The organism is Pseudoalteromonas sp. 2CM39R (assembly GCF_023161845.1).
Map to the genome: position 1 here is coordinate 22,203 of NZ_JALNTM010000021.1, position 16,779 is coordinate 38,981.

Here is a 16,779-nt window from a genome sequence, read left to right on the forward strand (position 1 = left end):
ATAATATTAGTATCGTTAACTAAGGAGAAGTCCATGTCGGTCATTAAAATGGCAGATTTAGATTTAAACGGCAAACGCGTGTTAATTCGTGAAGATTTAAATGTGCCTGTAAAAGAAGGTAAAGTGACCTCTGATGCGCGTATTCGTGCAGCATTACCAACTATCAAATTAGCGTTAGAAAAAGGCGCTAAAGTAATGGTGATGTCACACCTTGGCCGCCCTACGGAAGGGGAATATGAAGAAGCGTTTTCACTTGCCCCTGTGGTTAATTATTTAAATGATGCCCTTGAGCAAACAGTTCGTCTTGAAAAAGACTACCTAGAAGGCGTAGACGTTGCTGATAACGAAGTGGTTGTTTTCGAAAACGTGCGTTTTAACGCTGGCGAAAAGAAAAACGACGAAGCACTGTCTAAAAAACTAGCTGCATTATGTGATGTTTACGTAATGGACGCATTTGGTACGGCTCACCGTGCACAAGCATCGACTCACGGTGTGGGTTTATTTGCTGATGTTGCATGTGCAGGTCCACTACTTGCGGCAGAGCTAGACGCACTAGGTAAAGCGCTTGATAACCCAGCTCGTCCTTTGGTTGCTATCGTTGGTGGCTCTAAAGTATCGACTAAGTTAACTGTACTTGATTCACTTTCGAAAGTGGTTGACCAACTTGTAACGGGTGGTGGTATCGCTAATACCTTCATCGCAGCGGCAGGTCACCCAGTAGGTAAATCTTTATTTGAAGCTGATTTAATTGATGAAGCAAACAAATTAAGTGCTGCGGCAAAAGCTAATAACGGTGAAATCCCGGTACCAACTGATGTTGTTGTAGGTAATGAGTTCTCTGAGTCTGCAGTGGCAACATTAAAAGATGTGAATGAAGTAACAGACGAAGACATGATCTTCGATATTGGTCCTGATACAGCAAACCAATTAGCAAAAATCATTGCTAATGCGGGCACTGTTGTATGGAATGGTCCAGTTGGTGTATTTGAATTTGACCAATTTGGTAACGGCACACGTGCTATTGCTGATGCGATTGCTAACTCAAGTGCATTCTCGATTGCTGGTGGCGGTGATACGCTTGCAGCGATTGATAAATACGGCATTGCCGATAAAGTTTCTTACATTTCAACCGGTGGTGGTGCTTTCCTTGAATTTTTAGAAGGGAAAAAATTACCAGCAGTTGCTATGCTTGAAGAACGTGCTAAGTAATTAGTGCGTATACCAGCGTAGTTATTAGGTAATTACGCTGGTTTGGCTGTTAATAAAATACCTCTCACCCTCGTTTTATTTACAGCTGTTACGGTAGGCGCGAGCTTTTCGTGATGCAGTGATGCATCAAAAAAATAACTTATCCGTTCAAACTAGATAGTAGGGAACTACTGTCGATACAATTTGGAGAATACCAAATGGCTTTAATCAGTATGCGACAACTTCTTGATCATGCAGCTGAAAATGGTTACGGCGTACCTGCGTTTAACGTTAATAACCAAGAGCAAATGCGTGCAATTATGGAAGCGGCTGACAAAACGAACAGCCCGGTAATTGTACAAGGTTCAGCAGGCGCACGTGCCTATGCTGGTGCCCCTTTTATTCGTCATATGATTTTAGCAGCCGTTGAAGAATGGCCTCATATCCCAGTTGTAATGCACCAAGACCACGGAACTTCACCAGGTGTATGTCAGCGCTCAATCCAGTTAGGCTTTTCATCAGTTATGATGGATGGCTCATTAATGTCTGATGGTAAAACTCCTTCAAGCTACGAATACAATGTTGATGTAACACGTCAAACAGTTGAAATGGCACATGCTTGTGGTGTGTCTGTTGAAGGCGAGTTAGGGGTTTTAGGTTCTCTGGAAACAGGTGAAGCAGGTGAAGAAGACGGCGTTGGTGCAGAAGGTAAATTGTCTACTGATCAAATGCTAACAGATCCTGAAGAAGCCGCTGATTTCGTTAGTAAAACTAAGGTTGATGCACTTGCTATCGCTTGTGGTACATCACATGGCGCGTACAAGTTCACTCGTCCACCAACAGACGATATCTTAGCGATTGATCGCATTAAAGAAATCCACGCGCGTATTCCTAACACACACTTAGTAATGCATGGTTCTTCTTCTGTTCCACAAGAGTGGTTAGAAGTGATTAACCAATACGGTGGCGAAATCCCTGAAACGTATGGCGTGCCTGTAGAGCAGATCATCGAAGGTATTAAATATGGTGTTCGTAAAGTTAATATCGATACCGATCTTCGTTTAGCATCAACAGGTGCAATTCGTCGTCACTTAGCTTTAAACCCAGCTAACTTTGATCCACGTAAATACTTAGCTGAAGCAACGAAAGCAATGACAGAGATCTGTGTTGCTCGCTACGAAGCATTTGGTACGGCAGGTCAAGCTGGTAAGATCAAGCCTATCTCTTTAGATGATATGCATCTTAAATACTTATCAGGTGAACTTGATCCACAAATCAAGTAATTGACAATAAGTTGAAAAAGCCGGCTTTATGCCGGTTTTTTTATGATTCGATCAAGGCGGATCAGCGATATACTTACTCGTGTTTATCAGGATCACTGTTTTACTAACCTTAGCTTTCACGGATCATTATTTTACTAGTTGTATACTGATCACAGGCTTTTCTTTGCTCATCTTTTAAACGAAACGCTGAGCGTCTTAACATTAAATCAACAAGTTATCTTATTCTCTAAGTAAAAAACTGATCTGAAGTTGATCTTCTTAGTAAAAATCTGATCCTGATCTGATTAAGTTGGTAGATCAGTGATCCGTGATTTTTATGTGAAATATCTCCTCCTCGCCTTGACCAAAAGCTCTTTATGTTCGATTTTTAAGTTATTGCTTAAATTGAGGATCGCTACCATGAATAAACCTGCCATGATGTTGTCGAGCTTTGCAATGTGCATTATTTCTTTTCATAGTGCTGCCGAAGCTGTAGATGTGTATGGTCGGGCCCATTTAGGGGTTGCTAATAGCGACACTGGCGATGGTAATGAAACTTCTATTGAGAGCTATAACTCACGTATGGGGATCAAAGGCAGCGGTGAAATAAGTGATGGTTTAAAAGCCGTATATAAGTTTGAATTTGCAGTAAATGCGGCTGATCAAGATAGCGATGGTAAAACAGAAGAGAATATTACCGCTCGTAATCAATATGTTGGTCTACAAGGCAGTTATGGGCAGGTAGTACTTGGTCGACACGATACCGCGTTAAAAAAATCGCAAGGTAAGGTTGATTTAATGAACGACTTTAATGGTGATGTTAAAGCTTTGTTCAATGGTGAAAATCGCCTTGGCGATGTGGTTCATTATAGTTCGCCAATTGTCGGCAATATGCAATTTGTGGTCACTTACATTGCTGAAGATAACTCCAAACAGGATGAAGAAACCGGTGTTTCTGCGGCATTTATGTATGGTGATAGTAAATTTAAGAAAACGCCTTACTTTGTTAGTGTTGCCCACGACAGTAAAGTAGCCGGTTATGATACAACGCGGTTTACGGCGCAAGGTAAATTAGGCGATTTAACCTTAGGCGGTATGTATCAACAAAGCGAAAAAGTTACAGGTTCCGATAAAGAAGATGGCTTTTTAGTGAGCGCATCTTACAAAATCGATAAATATAAATTATTGGCGCAATACCAAGATACTGATGGCAGCTTTGGTAAGTTGAAAGATTCAGGGAGTGGTACTTCTATTGGGGTTGAACGAAGCCTGTCAAAACAAGCACGTATGTATATGTGGTATACGCAATTTTCACTAGATAATAATGATGATGAAGATCATCTTGCAGTCACTTTAAGGTATGACTTTTAATCCGAAATTTACTATTTAAGCGTAAAAAATAGCTATTTTTGCATTGATTCTTTTGCGCTTTTTCAATTACTCGTTAGACTTTCATAAAAATGTCATACTTAGTCATAATAATGAAACCAGTTCGCTAACGAAAGAGATAAATTGGAATGTCACGTAAAGTACTAGTCGTCGATGACGAAGCGCCTATCAGAGAGATGCTGGTTTTTGTTTTAGAGCAAAATGGTTTTCAAGCAATTGAAGCAGAAGATTATGACTCTGCGATTGAAGCTATGGTTGAACCATACCCAGATATGGTTTTATTAGATTGGATGTTACCTGGTGGTAGCGGTATTCAAATTGCTAAGAAATTTAAGCAAAACGAATATACTCGTCAGATCCCTATCATTATGCTGACTGCTCGCGGTGAAGAAGAAGACAAAGTACGCGGCCTTGAAGTAGGTGCTGATGATTACGTAACCAAACCATTTTCTCCTAAAGAATTAATGGCGCGCATTAAAGCGGTTATTCGCCGTGTTTCACCAACCTCATTAGAAGAAGCCATTGAAGTTCATGGCTTACGCCTTGACCCAATCTCACACCGTGTAACATCAGAAGGTAGTGAATTAGATATGGGGCCTACTGAATTTAGATTACTACATTTCTTCATGACGCATCCTGAACGTGTTTACAGCCGTGAACAATTACTTGATCATGTATGGGGAACAAATGTATATGTAGAAGACCGTACTGTTGATGTACATATTCGTCGTCTACGTAAAGCGATTGCACCATTAGGGCATGACCGTTTAGTGCAAACCGTTCGCGGTGCAGGCTATCGTTTTTCAAGTAAATTATAAGTGTCATAGCAATGACCTTAACAAGCTAATTTACATACTTAAGGTAAAGTGAGTGTATGTATCGAGTAGTGAATAAACAGGCGTTAGCAAAACGCCTGTTTATGTATTTCTTACCCTTGTTATTAGTTGGCGTACTTGTAGGTGCGCCTTTTTTGCTTTTATTTTTAGGCTCTTTTGCACTTTTAATTTGGCATTATCATCAATTATATCGCCTCAGCGATTGGCTTCTGAATCAACGTAGTTTTAACCCACCCGAAGGGGAGGGAGCCTGGGAGCAAGTCTTTGAAGGGATCTATCATTTACAACATCGCAACCGTAAAAAACGCAATGAATTGGCTGATTTAATACGCCGCTTTCGTGATGGCGCCGAGGCTGTACCTGATGCGGTTGTCGTATTACAAAAAGATCTTAGCATCATTTGGTGTAACCAATTGGCTTTAAAAGTTTTAGGGTTACAGTGGCCTACCGATCATGGGCAACGCTTAGATAATCTTATTCGCGATCCTAAGTTCGCAAAGTACATGCATAAAGCCTGTTTCGATGAACCGCTCGAGCTTGATGGTGGCCACAGCTACGATCAAACCTTAGAGTTTCGTGTTATGCCCTATGCAAGTTCACAGTTGATGATGGTGGTGCGTGATGTTACTCGCTTAAAGCAACTTGAGCAGATGCGTAAAGACTTTGTGGCCAATGTTTCACATGAGCTGAGAACACCGCTTACTGTGGTAACCGGTTACTTAGAAATGCTTGATTCAGGTAGCTTACCACCTCCTGCAATGTGGCAAAAAGCGCAAACAACCATGCTCGAGCAATGTAAGCGTATGGATAGCTTGGTCAATCAATTACTGTCGTTGTCGCGTATTGAAGGGGCACGTCGTCAAGATAACGATAAGCCTGTCAATGTGCCGCAGCTACTTACCTATATTCAAACCGAAGCACAGTCATTGAACCAGGACAAAGGCCATGAGCTTATATTTAATGTTGATACGAGTTTAGATATTAAAGGGGCCGAAGACGAATTACGTAGTGCCTTTTCTAACCTTGTTTTTAATGCCATTCATTACACCAAGCCAGGAGGCAAGATTGTGGTTGATTGGCAACTTAAAGATAACCAAGCCGCATTTAGTGTGACCGATAATGGTGATGGTATTGCCGCAGAGCATATTAACCGTTTAACCGAGCGTTTTTATCGTGTCGATAAAGCTCGTAGCCGTACGACAGGTGGGTCTGGGCTAGGTTTAGCAATTACAAAACATGTACTTACAAGGCATGATAGTCGTTTAGATATCAGCAGTAAGTTAGGACAAGGCTCGACCTTTGCGTTTGCATTTGGTAGCGAAAAAGTCGTGCGTATTGCAGAAAAAATTGAAAAAACTGCAAAGTCATAAAAATGTCATTTAAGAGTAATCTAACTGTCATCTAGTGTCATTAGAGTAGACCGCAGTTAGGAAATGGGACGAACAAATCGGAGTAACCCCTATGAAATTCAAAAATCTCGTTGCCGCAATGGGTGTGGCTGTAACAACATTTGTATCAGCACAAGCAGCTGCAGTTGATAAAGATATGCCTGAGTACACTAAAACAAGTGGTATCTCTGGTAACTTCTCATCTGTAGGTTCTGACACTCTTGCAAACATGATGACGTTCTGGGCAGAAGAGTACAAACGCTTCTATCCAAACGTAAATATTCAAATCCAAGCAGCGGGTTCTTCAACTGCTCCTCCAGCATTAACTGAAGGTACAGCAAACTTCGGCCCAATGAGCCGTCGTATGAAGTCAAAAGAAATCGAAGCATTCGAAAAGCGTTACGGCTATAAGCCTACTGAAGTACGCGTTGCAATCGATGCTCTAGCTGTATTCGTACACAAAGATAACCCAATCAAAGGTTTACGTATTGACCAAGTTGATGCGATTTTCTCTTCTACACGTAAATGTGGTGCAAGTGAACAAGTTAATCGTTGGAGCGAAGTAGGTCTTGAGGGTGATTGGGCTGCAAAAGATATCCAGCTTTACGGTCGTAACTCAGTATCAGGTACTTACGGTTACTTCAAGAAGAAAGCACTTTGTAAAGGTGACTTCCGTAACAACGTAAACGAACAACCTGGTTCTGCATCTGTAGTACAGTCAATCTCTTCTTCAGTGAACGCGATTGGCTACTCAGGTATCGGTTATAAAACATCAGGTGTACGCACAGTTCCACTTTCTAAGAAAGGCGACAACTTTGTTGATGCAACATTAGAAAACGTAGCAACAGGTAAATACCCACTATCTCGTTTCTTATACGTTTATGTGAACAAGCACCCTAACAAGCCGCTTTCACCAATCGATGCAGAGTTCTTAAAAATGGTTCTTTCTGTAGACGGTCAAAAAATTGTTGAGAAAGATGGTTATGTGCCACTTTCAGGCAAAATGGCAATGGCTGAACTTAAAAAGCTAGGCCTTCTGTAACAACCATACAGACATAGATGAAAAAACCGCTCATTGAGCGGTTTTTTTTCGTTTAGCTTTTGGCAAATAATTTTGCCTTTATGCGTTGCTGAGCAATACGTACTTGCTTGCGCTTTTTACCCGAGGGTGCCTTAAAGCTTTGAATAGGCATTACCGTTTGGAATTCATTAGGTAGTGCAGGCACACTAAAGTCGGCGTGCTCATCTTTTGGCAAGCCAATTTCTTGTTCATGTACACGAAGTGCCGCTAAGGTATCATCGTTTTCAACTTCACTTGGGCATAAAAATAAACCCATTTCACGCATTTTCACACCTAAGCCGATGCTGCTTGAATAGCGTACAATTGGCGCTGCTAAAATAAGGCCTACTAAAATAGGTGATAACCACCAAAAGAAAGTCGGTGTGTAGTAGTAGGCAACTGAGCCCCAAATAATCGCGGTAATAGTCGAAAATAACGTATAACCAATCGCTTCTTTCCACGGCACCATTCTGCCTTCTCGAGGCTGTGCATCCCAGCTAACTTTTTTACCTAAAAATACGCACACGACAAAATAGCTATGAAACACCATCATTAAAGGAGCAATCACAATCGCAAAAATAGTTTCGATGAGTGAACCGGCAATTAACTTCATCGTACCGCCAAAGGCTTTATTACGATGTACTAAAGTCACAATAACACCCATCAATTTAGGCAGTAACAACAATACAGCAGTAATAAATAACAGCGAATCAATTAAATCCGTTTTGGCTATTTGCCAGGTTGGGAAAAGTTGATAAGCATGGTTAAAGTACACGTCGCTATTAAGTGCACGAGTTACTGCATCTAAGGTACTTAATGCCAACATAGATAACCAAATCAACGATGAAATATACGCTGTGGCACCAAATAAAAAGTGCATTTTACTCATTAGCTTAAGACCTGATTTAGGCAGTAAACCTAAATGCTGGATATTACCTTGCACCCAGCGTCTATCACGAATCGCGTAATCGAGAATGTTACTTGGTACTTCTTCGTAACTGCCTTCAACATCGCTAAGCAGTAATACATCCCAACCACTGCGGTGTAGCAGAGAAGCTTCTACAAAGTCATGACTTAAGATCTCACCACCAAATGGGGCATTGCCTTTTAGAACAGGTAGGCCGCAGCACTTTGTGAATGCTTCAACGCGAATAATCGCATTGTGGCCCCAGTAGTTTGCTTGGTTTGTTTGCCAAAAAGCAGAACCAGTTGCCAACATTGGGCTATATAAAATTGATGCAAACTGTAAAAAGCGACCAAAAAACGTGTCTTGGCGAACTGGAATAGGGATCGTTTGGATCAAACCTGATTTTGGGTTGCTGATCATGCTAGAAGTCAGTTCAAGCATACATTGACCTGTCATTATGCTATCGGCATCAAGCACAATCATGTGATCGTACTGGCTACCCCAACGTTCACAAAAATCAGTTAAGTTACCCACTTTACGGTGTTTATTATCTTCACGGCGACGATAAAAAGTATGCTTTGCTAAATCACCTAAGCGCTCAGTAAGTGCATTCCACGCTTTAAGTTCATTACGTGCAATTTCAGGGTCTTGCGTATCACTTAGCAAGTAAAAGTCGTAATGTGGCATTTGCCCTGTTTTAGCCAGCGAGCGTAAACTTACTTCAAAACCGGCGATGACACGCTCTGTATCTTCGTTGTAGATAGGCATAACAATGGCAGTTTTAGTTTGGCTCAAGGCATGCTGATTAATCTCGATTGGCTTTTGACGTTTTAAGGTCAACGGGTCAATACGAAATAATTGCAGGATGAAGCCCATACAGCCACTACAAAAGGCTGTAACAATCCACGCGAAGGTAACTGTAAATAATGCCAGTAAAGCGTACTCAAGCGGTGTCATGCCGTTAGAATTTAAAATATCGAACATGATCCACACGCCATAGGCGGTGATGGCAAGTGCTAGGCTCGAAAAAAGCCAAGCGCGGGTTTTCTTAAATGGCATTGCTGTTGCCTTTAATGCTTTACTATTGGACGTCGTTTGGATACCAGACATAGCTCCATACCTCGCTGATTTCTTTATCACGTAGTTTTAACAATAAGCGCATATCAACAGGCTTATCTCCCTCTGGCGCCACTTTAAATGCTACGCGCCATCCTTGATTGTTTGGTAACTGCTGTACCGTTTTATCGCTTATTTTCCCAGCTGAGAGTGTAAGATCCGCCTGCATGGCAAAATTAGCTGATAGTTGATTAATCGTTTCGCCACTAAAGTCAACGGTAAATTGGCGGTGGCTTTTTGGTGGTGGATTGTCTTCACCAGGTAATGCAGCGCTACCAATTCGGGTTCTTAACACACTCGCTTTATCTTGAGTTGCAAGCGTGGCATTGAAAGTCGACAGCTTGTAACTAAAACTTAAGCTGTCACCAGCTTTCATTGGCTGCTCTGGCACCCAGTAGCTAACAATATTGTCGTTAGTTTCGGTATCTGTTGGGATCTCTACTAACTCAACACGCCCTTTACCCCAATCACCCTCTGGCTCTATCCACATGCTCGGACGGTTATGATAATGCGCTTCGGTATCAAGGTAGTTATTAAAATCTCGATCTCGCTGTGCTAAACCAAAGCCTTTAGGGTTCTCGTAGCTAAACGAAGTCACGCTCAATTTCTTCGGGTTATTGAGTGCACGCCAAATCCATTGACCTTGTTCTGATTGCATTAATAGGCCATCAGAATCATGTACTTCAGGGCGGTAATCATCAAAAAACTTAGTACTATTTTCACCGTGGTAAAACATACTTGTTAGCGGGGCTATACCAAGCTTTTTAATGTCTTTACGGGCAAAAATTTGCATCTCGGTTTTTACTTCAGTGTTAGTAGAAGGTGTTAGTTCAAAGCGATAGGCTCCCGACACTGAAGGGCTATCTAATAATGCATAAAGCACGATGGTAGTATCTTCAGGTGCAGGTTTTACTAACCAGAACTCTTTAAATACAGGAAATTCTTCGCCTGAGCTCAGTGCTGTATCAACTGCAAGACCTCGAGCTGACAGACCATATACTTGATGCGGGCCAACTAAACGAAAGTACGAAGCACCTTGGAACACCGCCACTTCGTCTTTGTACTCATTGTTATTCAGTGGGAAATGCAGACGAAAGCCAGCATGGCCAAGTTGCGTATTGGCAATAGCAGTACTGATCTCTTGCTCTAATGGTGCAGCGGTTGCATCGTAACGATAGTAATCCGTTTTAAAAGGTAAACTTTTTACTTCGGCATTTTGCTCAAGAGTATTAATTGCAACCGGTGAGCGATATAAGAAACCTGGGTGAAATAACTGCACCTCATAAAGGCTTTGATCTTTCCAAATTGCTTGCTCAGTACGAAAACGAATCGCACGGTAGTCCTGATAACCAATGCTAGTTAATGCTTCAAGCTCTAACTCTTTAGGAGCTATATACGGCTCAGAGGCTAATTTTTTCGCACGTGCAGTAATAACTTCAAATAGCTTTTCTTCTGGAATCGTGATCATTGCAGGCTTAAGCTCAACAGCAGCAGTATCCTTTACTTGCTGTTTTTCATTTTCGGATGCTTGAACCTCTGCGGCTGTTTGTTCTGTTTCAGTTGCTTTTGGCTGCTCTGGGTCTTCAACTGCGTAACTATGACCTGCGCTCATGGCTAATAATACGCCCAAGAAGGTCTTCTTTTTAATAGCGCTGAAGAGCTTAATTCGGGTTTCTGGTTTCATTCAATTTTCCTTTAGCCGTAAATCACGTTAATTCTTTCATATCTCATAGCAATTGCTGGACCCAAAATAAAAACTAATAATCTCAATGGCTTTGAGTTGGTGCAGCTAAATGCGAAGAGTAAAATTTTGAAATTAGTGAGAAACAATTACACAGTTGCAGTTGTTTATTCGTCACCAATATGGAGAAGTTTAATGAACGAAAGCTTGCCCTAATATGAATAGCTTAAAGGATAAACAAAAATATGAACAAAATTACCAGAGGCTTAATTGTGAAAGCGAAATTGTAATCGGGAGGGGGAGTGCAGGCACCGAATAGGTTTTCAGTGCCTTAAAAAGCGAGTCGTTTTTATTTAACTTCACCTAATTTTTCTGCATTAGCTTTACATTGGTTGTAAGCTTCAATGCACTTGTTGCTACAGACTTTATGAACTAAGCCATCAGCAGTGCTTTGTTGTTCACAGCTTGCTTCGCATTGATAGTTTTGCTGAGCACATTGCTGCATTTCTGGGTTGTCAATTTTGCTTGAGCAGGCAGACAGTAATGTCATAGCAAACAATGTTGCTGCAATTGCTGGTAGTTTTTTCATGCTTATCCCTAGTTTATGTCTTTTCTTTGCAATCCATCTTACCCAGATTGTTGCTATTTAATCCAGCTCAACTTGTAAATTGTCAATTAATCGTACTGAGCCCAAATAAGCAGCAGCTAAAATAACAAGTTGTTTATCAGCCGCGGTGGCTGGTTTTAGTGTTGAGCGTTCAGCAATCGAATAATAGTCAGGTTTTAGTCCAGCCTTTTCAAGCTGTACTTTTGCATCTTCCTCAAGTGCTGCAATGTCTGCGCTGCCTTGTTTAAGTGCAGTTGCAGTATTATTTAGTGTAGCAAACAGTACTTTTGCGGTGTCTTTTTGCTCATCAGATAAATAGCCATTACGAGAGCTCATTGCTAAACCAGAGATTTCGCGGCAAGTAGGTACGCCAATAATTTCAACTGGAATAGATAGGTCGCGCGTCATGGTTTTAATAACCTGTAGCTGCTGAAAATCTTTTTCACCAAAACAAGCAAAGTCAGGTTGTACTAAATTAAATAGCTTAGTGACAACGGTTGCAACGCCTTTGAAGTGACCAGGACGCGAGCCTCCACAGTAACCCATAGAAACACCCGGTACATCGACAAAGCTTTGCTCGCCCAAACCATTTGGGTAAATCGTTTCAACGGATGGGGTAAACACGATATCAGTACCAAGATCTGCTAAACCTTGTTTATCTTCGTTTAGTGTACGCGGGTAACTATCAAGATCTTCATTGGCACCGAATTGCATCGGGTTCACAAAGATACTCACAACCACTTTGTCAGCCAATGTTTTGGCTTTTTCAACAAGTGAAAAGTGACCTTGGTGTAAATTGCCCATGGTAGGCACTAGCGCGATGCTCAGGCCCGCTTGACGCCAAGCTTTGATTTGGCTGCGTAACGATTTGATTTCAGTGATTGATTGCATTTATTTAAACTCGTGTTCGGTACTTGGGAAAGCACCACTTTTTACATCTTCACAATACTTTTGCACTGCTGCTGGCATATTGCCGGTTTCTAATAAAAAGTTCTTTGAAAACTTAGGAATATAGCCTGCCGAAATACCAACTAGGTCGTGCATTACTAAGATTTGCCCATCAGTTTGATTACCTGCACCAATACCAATGGTAGGAATGCTCAGTTCATCAGTAATGCGTTTAGCAAGCTCGCTTGGAATACATTCTAAAACAAGTAACTGTGCACCTGCCGCTTCAAGGGCTTTCGCATCGCTCACCATTTTATCGGCTTGAGATTGCTCACGACCTTGAATTTTGAAACCGCCAAATACATGAACAGACTGAGGTGTGAGGCCCAGGTGACCACATACTGGAATACCTTGTTGGGTCATTGCACGAATGCTGTCGTGTAGCCATTCGCCACCTTCAAGCTTTATCATGTTTGCCCCAGCACGCATAAGCTCTGCTGCATTTTTACAGGCATCAGTTGGGTTGGCATAGGTCATAAATGGTAAATCAGCAATCACAAATAATTCGCGGCTACCCGCACGCACACAACGTGTATGATAAGCAATATCTGTGTTGGTTACTGCTAATGTGTCATCAGCACCTTGCAATACCATGCCTAGTGAGTCACCGACTAAAATCACCTCGACGCCATTATCATGAAACAATTTTGCAAAACTGGCATCGTAGGCCGTTAATGCGGTGATTTTTTGTTGTTCTTGTTTCATTTTATTCAAGGTTGAAACGGTGATTTTAGACATAATTTCCTCTAAGGCTTAGCCTTGGTTGATTACTGCTGAGGGAGTTGTTGTAAATCGTTTAAAGGCAACGTTTTTGTTATATCAGCAAGTGATTGATTATTCGGTAGTACAAGTGTTGGTGCAATTTCCAACAAGGGATAAACAACAAACTCTCGCTCTGTTAGTCCATAATGAGGCACTGTTAAGCGAGGAGTGTTTATCACGTCATTACCGAACAATAAAATATCTATATCAAGGGTACGCGGACCCCAGCGTTCTTCTTTTCTAACACGGCCATGCTTAAGTTCAATGGCTTGAGTTAAATCAAGCAACTGCTCTGGTTCAAGAGCAGTTTTAACACATGCCACCGCATTTACATAATCGGGTTGATCTTGTGGCCCCATTGGTTTGCTTGCGTAATCATGTGATACACAAACAAACTCAACATCTTTTAATGCTTTTAGGGCAGTGACAGCAGCATGAATTTGTTTACGTGGTGTGTTTAAGTTGGCACCTAAACCTAAATAAACGGTATACATACTTAGTCTACTTTTTTCTTGCGTGGGCGACGACGGCGCTTAGGGCCACCTTGGTGTCCTAAGTTTTTAACCATCTCTTTTTGGCCATTGATGTCTTGGCTTAGGTAGGTTGTCCACCAATCAGCAAGCTCTTTTTGCTGCTCTTCGCCAGCTTGCACACGCAGTAATAAGAAATCATAAGCGGCTTTGAAGCGAGGCTGTTGAGTGAGCCTATAAGCGCGCTGACCACCTCGTTTATCAAGGCGTTGCTGAATATGCCAAATATCACGTGCACCCAAAGTGAAGCGTTTTGGTACTGCTACATGTTGCGCGTTTTCACTCAGCACTTTGTTCATCGCTTGTGCAAATGCATCGTACTCTGAAAGTTGGTCGCGTTGTTGTAACTTCTTCGCAATGCTCTGCAATGGGAACCACAATAAGGCTGCAAAAATAAAGGCTGGGGTGACTTTTTTATCAGCATTAATACGTTTATCGGTGTTTTTAAACATTTGCAGGATAAACGTATGCTCAAAGCCTTCAGGGTTGGCATCTAAGATTTTATCAAGCGCAGGAAATAATGCTTTGAATAAACCATACTGGCGTAGCATTAAGTAGTTTTCTTCAGCTTTGCCGTTTAAAAACAACTTAAGTGATTCTTCGAATAAACGAGCAGGCGGAATATGATCAAGTAAATTAGCAAGGCCTTTAATTGGCTTTTCGGTGCCAGGTGCAATGCTCATTCCGAGTTTAGTGGCAAAACGCACTGCACGTAACATACGCACAGGGTCTTCACGGTAACGTGTTTCTGGGTCGCCAATTAGCTCAATTTGTTTTGCTTTTATCGCGCTAATGCCATTGGCATAGTCATAAATACAAAAATCGTTAATTGAGTAGTAAAGTGCATTAATCGAAAAGTCGCGGCGCTCGGCATCTTCTTCGATACTGCCATAGACATTGTCGCGCAGGAGTTGGCCGTGTTCACTTGATTGACTAATTTGATTTTTGCTTTCTTCAGCTTCGTGATGGCCACGCATGGTCGCCACTTCAATAATTTCTCGACCAAACACGATATGGGCTAAACGAAAACGGCGACCAATTAGGCGACAGTTACGAAATAGCTTTTTGATTTGCTCAGGGGTTGCGTTTGTTACAACGTCGAAGTCTTTTGGTTGTTGGCCTAACAATATATCTCGAATACAACCACCTACAAGGTAGGCATCAAAACCACCTTCTTTAAGGCGGTACAATACTTTGATTGCATTTGGGCTAAATTGTTTGCGCGAAATACCATGTTCACTGCGCTCGATCACCAAAGGTAACTCGCTCGTTGGCAAAGCATCACTTGATGTCGTGGCATTTGGGCCAATAATCTGCCGACAAAATTGAAAAAGCTTAGAAATAATAATCTGTCTCCTACGACGCGGACTTTGCGACTCATCAAGTATAGCGTTTGTTTGATACTTCGCCGATGTGAGATTGACGTGTAATCAGTGTGTTTTAAATGGCGCTAAATTAAGGTGTTGATGATTCGCACACTTTGGGTCGCTATCATATACCAGCAGGGCTGAAAAATTAAGTTACTCGGCCTTTAAAATTGGCAATTTATTTTTCAATAGTAACAAAGTTACAAAAAGGAGAGTTTGGATCCTCGCTAACTTGTATTTCTTGCACCTTTGGTATGTGTTCAAGGCGGTAAGTTTCAATAGCCCATGCTAACATCTGATCGATATTTAACGATAAAAGTGAGCTTTCTGGCTTTAAGCCTAAAAAGCGCAAGGCATCGAACAACGCAGGCTTTGGATCTGATTTTGCTATAGCCGGAGCGTAATTTTGCTTTGATAGCTTAAAACCAGGTTTAGCTACCGCTAAAGGAAGGTGGGCGTATTCTGGGGCCGGTTTATTTAGTTGCTTAAACAAACTGAGTTGTCGAGCCGTCGGTTCGAGTAAATCAGCTCCGCGAACGACTCTTGTAATACCTTGTGCAATATCATCGGCGACTACGACCAGTTGGTAAGCAAATAAACCATCGCTGCGTTTTATTAGGTAATCTTCTTTGGCAAGTTGGCTATCAACATACACTTCACCTTGAATTAAATCATGGTAGTGACTGGTTGCAAATTGCTGAGTTAAACGTAGCGCTGAATCAGTTAAAGCGTGGTTTTTATACCGGCAGTGGCCTTGGTATATTCCACCGATTGCTTTAATTTCTTTGCGCGTGCAATGACATGCATAAACAAGGTTTTGCGAAATTAACTCGTCAACAATGGCTTGGTATTGCTCATGACGCTGGGTTTGGTATATGACAGGCTCGTCCCAGTGCAGGCCGTAAGCCTCTAAGGTATGTAATATATCGTCGCTAGCACCGGATATAACACGTGTTGTATCGATATCTTCAATGCGTACTAACCATTTTCCTTGATTGGCTTTTGCATCAAGGAAGCTACCCACAGCCGCTATAAGTGAGCCAAAATGTAATGGCCCTGAAGGGGATGGCGCAAAGCGGCCTCGATACTCACGCAATGGCGTGATAACGGCTGTGGTAGACATGGGCTAATTAAAGGATGTAATTAACCGCGTCCAGATTGCTTTTCTTTAATTTCTGCAAGCGTTTTACAGTCTACACATAAATCAGCTGTAGGACGTGCTTCTAAGCGGCGAATACCAATTTCGATACCACACGATTCACAGAAACCAAACTCATCTTCTTTGATTAATAGAATCGTTTTCTCAATTTTCTTGATCAGTTTACGCTCGCGGTCACGAGTACGAAGTTCTAGTGAGAACTCTTCTTCTTGTGCTGCACGGTCTACTGGATCTGGAAAGTTAGCTGCTTCGTCTTGCATGTGCGATTTAGTACGGTCTACTTCGTTACGTAAATCGTTACGCCAAGCTTCTAAAATTTTTTTAAAATGAGCACGTTGTGCTTCATTCATATACTCTTCACCTGGCTGTTCTTGATATGGTTCCAACCCGGCCTGAGCCAATAACCCTAGTCTTTTTTGGTCTGGCATAACTTTCTCCTAAATCCTTAATATTTTGCCCAGCATTAGCCGGCGGCTATAAATAGCAGAATCATTAGACTGAGGCAAATTTATTTTTAATTAATCCTCTTGACCTTGCGCTAATGATTGCTCAAATAATTATGGGCGGTTTTGTAAGCCC

At 41.7% G+C, this 16,779-nt stretch carries 15 protein-coding genes; 6 read left to right on the plus strand and 9 right to left on the minus strand.

All coding sequences use genetic code 11. The features are described 5' to 3' along the window. Positions 1-33 precede the first annotated feature (33 nt). From MTF66_RS30950 to MTF66_RS30975, 6 genes are all read left to right on the plus strand, one after another. Positions 34-1,209 (plus strand): phosphoglycerate kinase, encoded by a 1,176-nt coding sequence (locus MTF66_RS30950; protein ID WP_058585757.1) that lies wholly within the window; start codon positions 34-36, stop codon positions 1,207-1,209. Between the two features lie 197 nt (positions 1,210-1,406). Then, positions 1,407-2,471 (plus strand): class II fructose-bisphosphate aldolase, encoded by a 1,065-nt coding sequence (gene fba, locus MTF66_RS30955; protein ID WP_054560883.1) that lies wholly within the window; start codon positions 1,407-1,409, stop codon positions 2,469-2,471. Positions 2,472-2,870: 399 nt separating this feature from the next. Then, positions 2,871-3,821: a porin gene (locus tag MTF66_RS30960; protein WP_248529557.1), complete on the plus strand. Its 951-nt coding sequence runs from the start codon at positions 2,871-2,873 to the stop codon at positions 3,819-3,821. A 146-nt stretch (positions 3,822-3,967) separates the two neighbouring features. Beyond that, on the plus strand, positions 3,968-4,657 hold the full coding sequence (gene phoB / locus MTF66_RS30965; RefSeq protein WP_054551169.1) for a phosphate regulon transcriptional regulator PhoB: 690 nt from the start codon (positions 3,968-3,970) through the stop codon (positions 4,655-4,657). Between the two features lie 56 nt (positions 4,658-4,713). Further along, positions 4,714-6,045 (plus strand): phosphate regulon sensor histidine kinase PhoR, encoded by a 1,332-nt coding sequence (phoR, locus tag MTF66_RS30970; protein ID WP_248529558.1) that lies wholly within the window; start codon positions 4,714-4,716, stop codon positions 6,043-6,045. A 91-nt stretch (positions 6,046-6,136) separates the two neighbouring features. Then, entirely contained in the window at positions 6,137-7,105 is a 969-nt protein-coding gene (locus tag MTF66_RS30975) for a PstS family phosphate ABC transporter substrate-binding protein (RefSeq protein ID WP_054560880.1), read from the plus strand. Positions 7,106-7,157: 52 nt separating this feature from the next. On the opposite strand, the gene mdoH is transcribed toward MTF66_RS30975, so the two are convergent. The 9 genes from mdoH to dksA form a co-directional block, all read right to left on the minus strand. Further along, entirely contained in the window at positions 7,158-9,140 is a 1,983-nt protein-coding gene (mdoH, locus tag MTF66_RS30980; protein WP_248529559.1) for a glucans biosynthesis glucosyltransferase MdoH, read from the minus strand. Further along, complete coding sequence (locus tag MTF66_RS30985; RefSeq protein ID WP_248529560.1) at positions 9,112-10,830, minus strand: glucan biosynthesis protein; 1,719 nt, start codon at positions 10,828-10,830, stop codon at positions 9,112-9,114. Before MTF66_RS30985 ends, mdoH begins: the two co-directional genes overlap by 29 nt. Before the next feature lie 346 nt (positions 10,831-11,176). Beyond that, a complete protein-coding gene (locus tag MTF66_RS30990; protein WP_058585751.1) occupies positions 11,177-11,416 on the minus strand; it encodes a hypothetical protein in 240 nt (79 codons plus the stop codon). A gap of 57 nt (positions 11,417-11,473) precedes the next feature. Then, positions 11,474-12,325, minus strand: a complete 852-nt coding sequence (gene panC / locus MTF66_RS30995; protein ID WP_248529561.1) for a pantoate--beta-alanine ligase — start codon at positions 12,323-12,325, stop codon at positions 11,474-11,476. Then, entirely contained in the window at positions 12,326-13,120 is a 795-nt protein-coding gene (gene panB, locus MTF66_RS31000; protein WP_248529562.1) for a 3-methyl-2-oxobutanoate hydroxymethyltransferase, read from the minus strand. Positions 13,121-13,149: 29 nt separating this feature from the next. Then, entirely contained in the window at positions 13,150-13,638 is a 489-nt protein-coding gene (gene folK / locus MTF66_RS31005; RefSeq protein WP_248529563.1) for a 2-amino-4-hydroxy-6-hydroxymethyldihydropteridine diphosphokinase, read from the minus strand. A gap of 2 nt (positions 13,639-13,640) precedes the next feature. Then, positions 13,641-14,927, minus strand: a complete 1,287-nt coding sequence (gene pcnB / locus MTF66_RS31010) for a polynucleotide adenylyltransferase PcnB (protein WP_248529605.1) — start codon at positions 14,925-14,927, stop codon at positions 13,641-13,643. A 292-nt stretch (positions 14,928-15,219) separates the two neighbouring features. Continuing rightward, positions 15,220-16,164, minus strand: a complete 945-nt coding sequence (gluQRS, locus tag MTF66_RS31015; protein ID WP_248529564.1) for a tRNA glutamyl-Q(34) synthetase GluQRS — start codon at positions 16,162-16,164, stop codon at positions 15,220-15,222. Between the two features lie 20 nt (positions 16,165-16,184). Continuing rightward, positions 16,185-16,628, minus strand: coding sequence for an RNA polymerase-binding protein DksA (gene dksA, locus MTF66_RS31020; protein WP_058585746.1), 444 nt, complete (start codon positions 16,626-16,628; stop codon positions 16,185-16,187). Between the last annotated feature and the right edge of the window lie 151 nt (positions 16,629-16,779).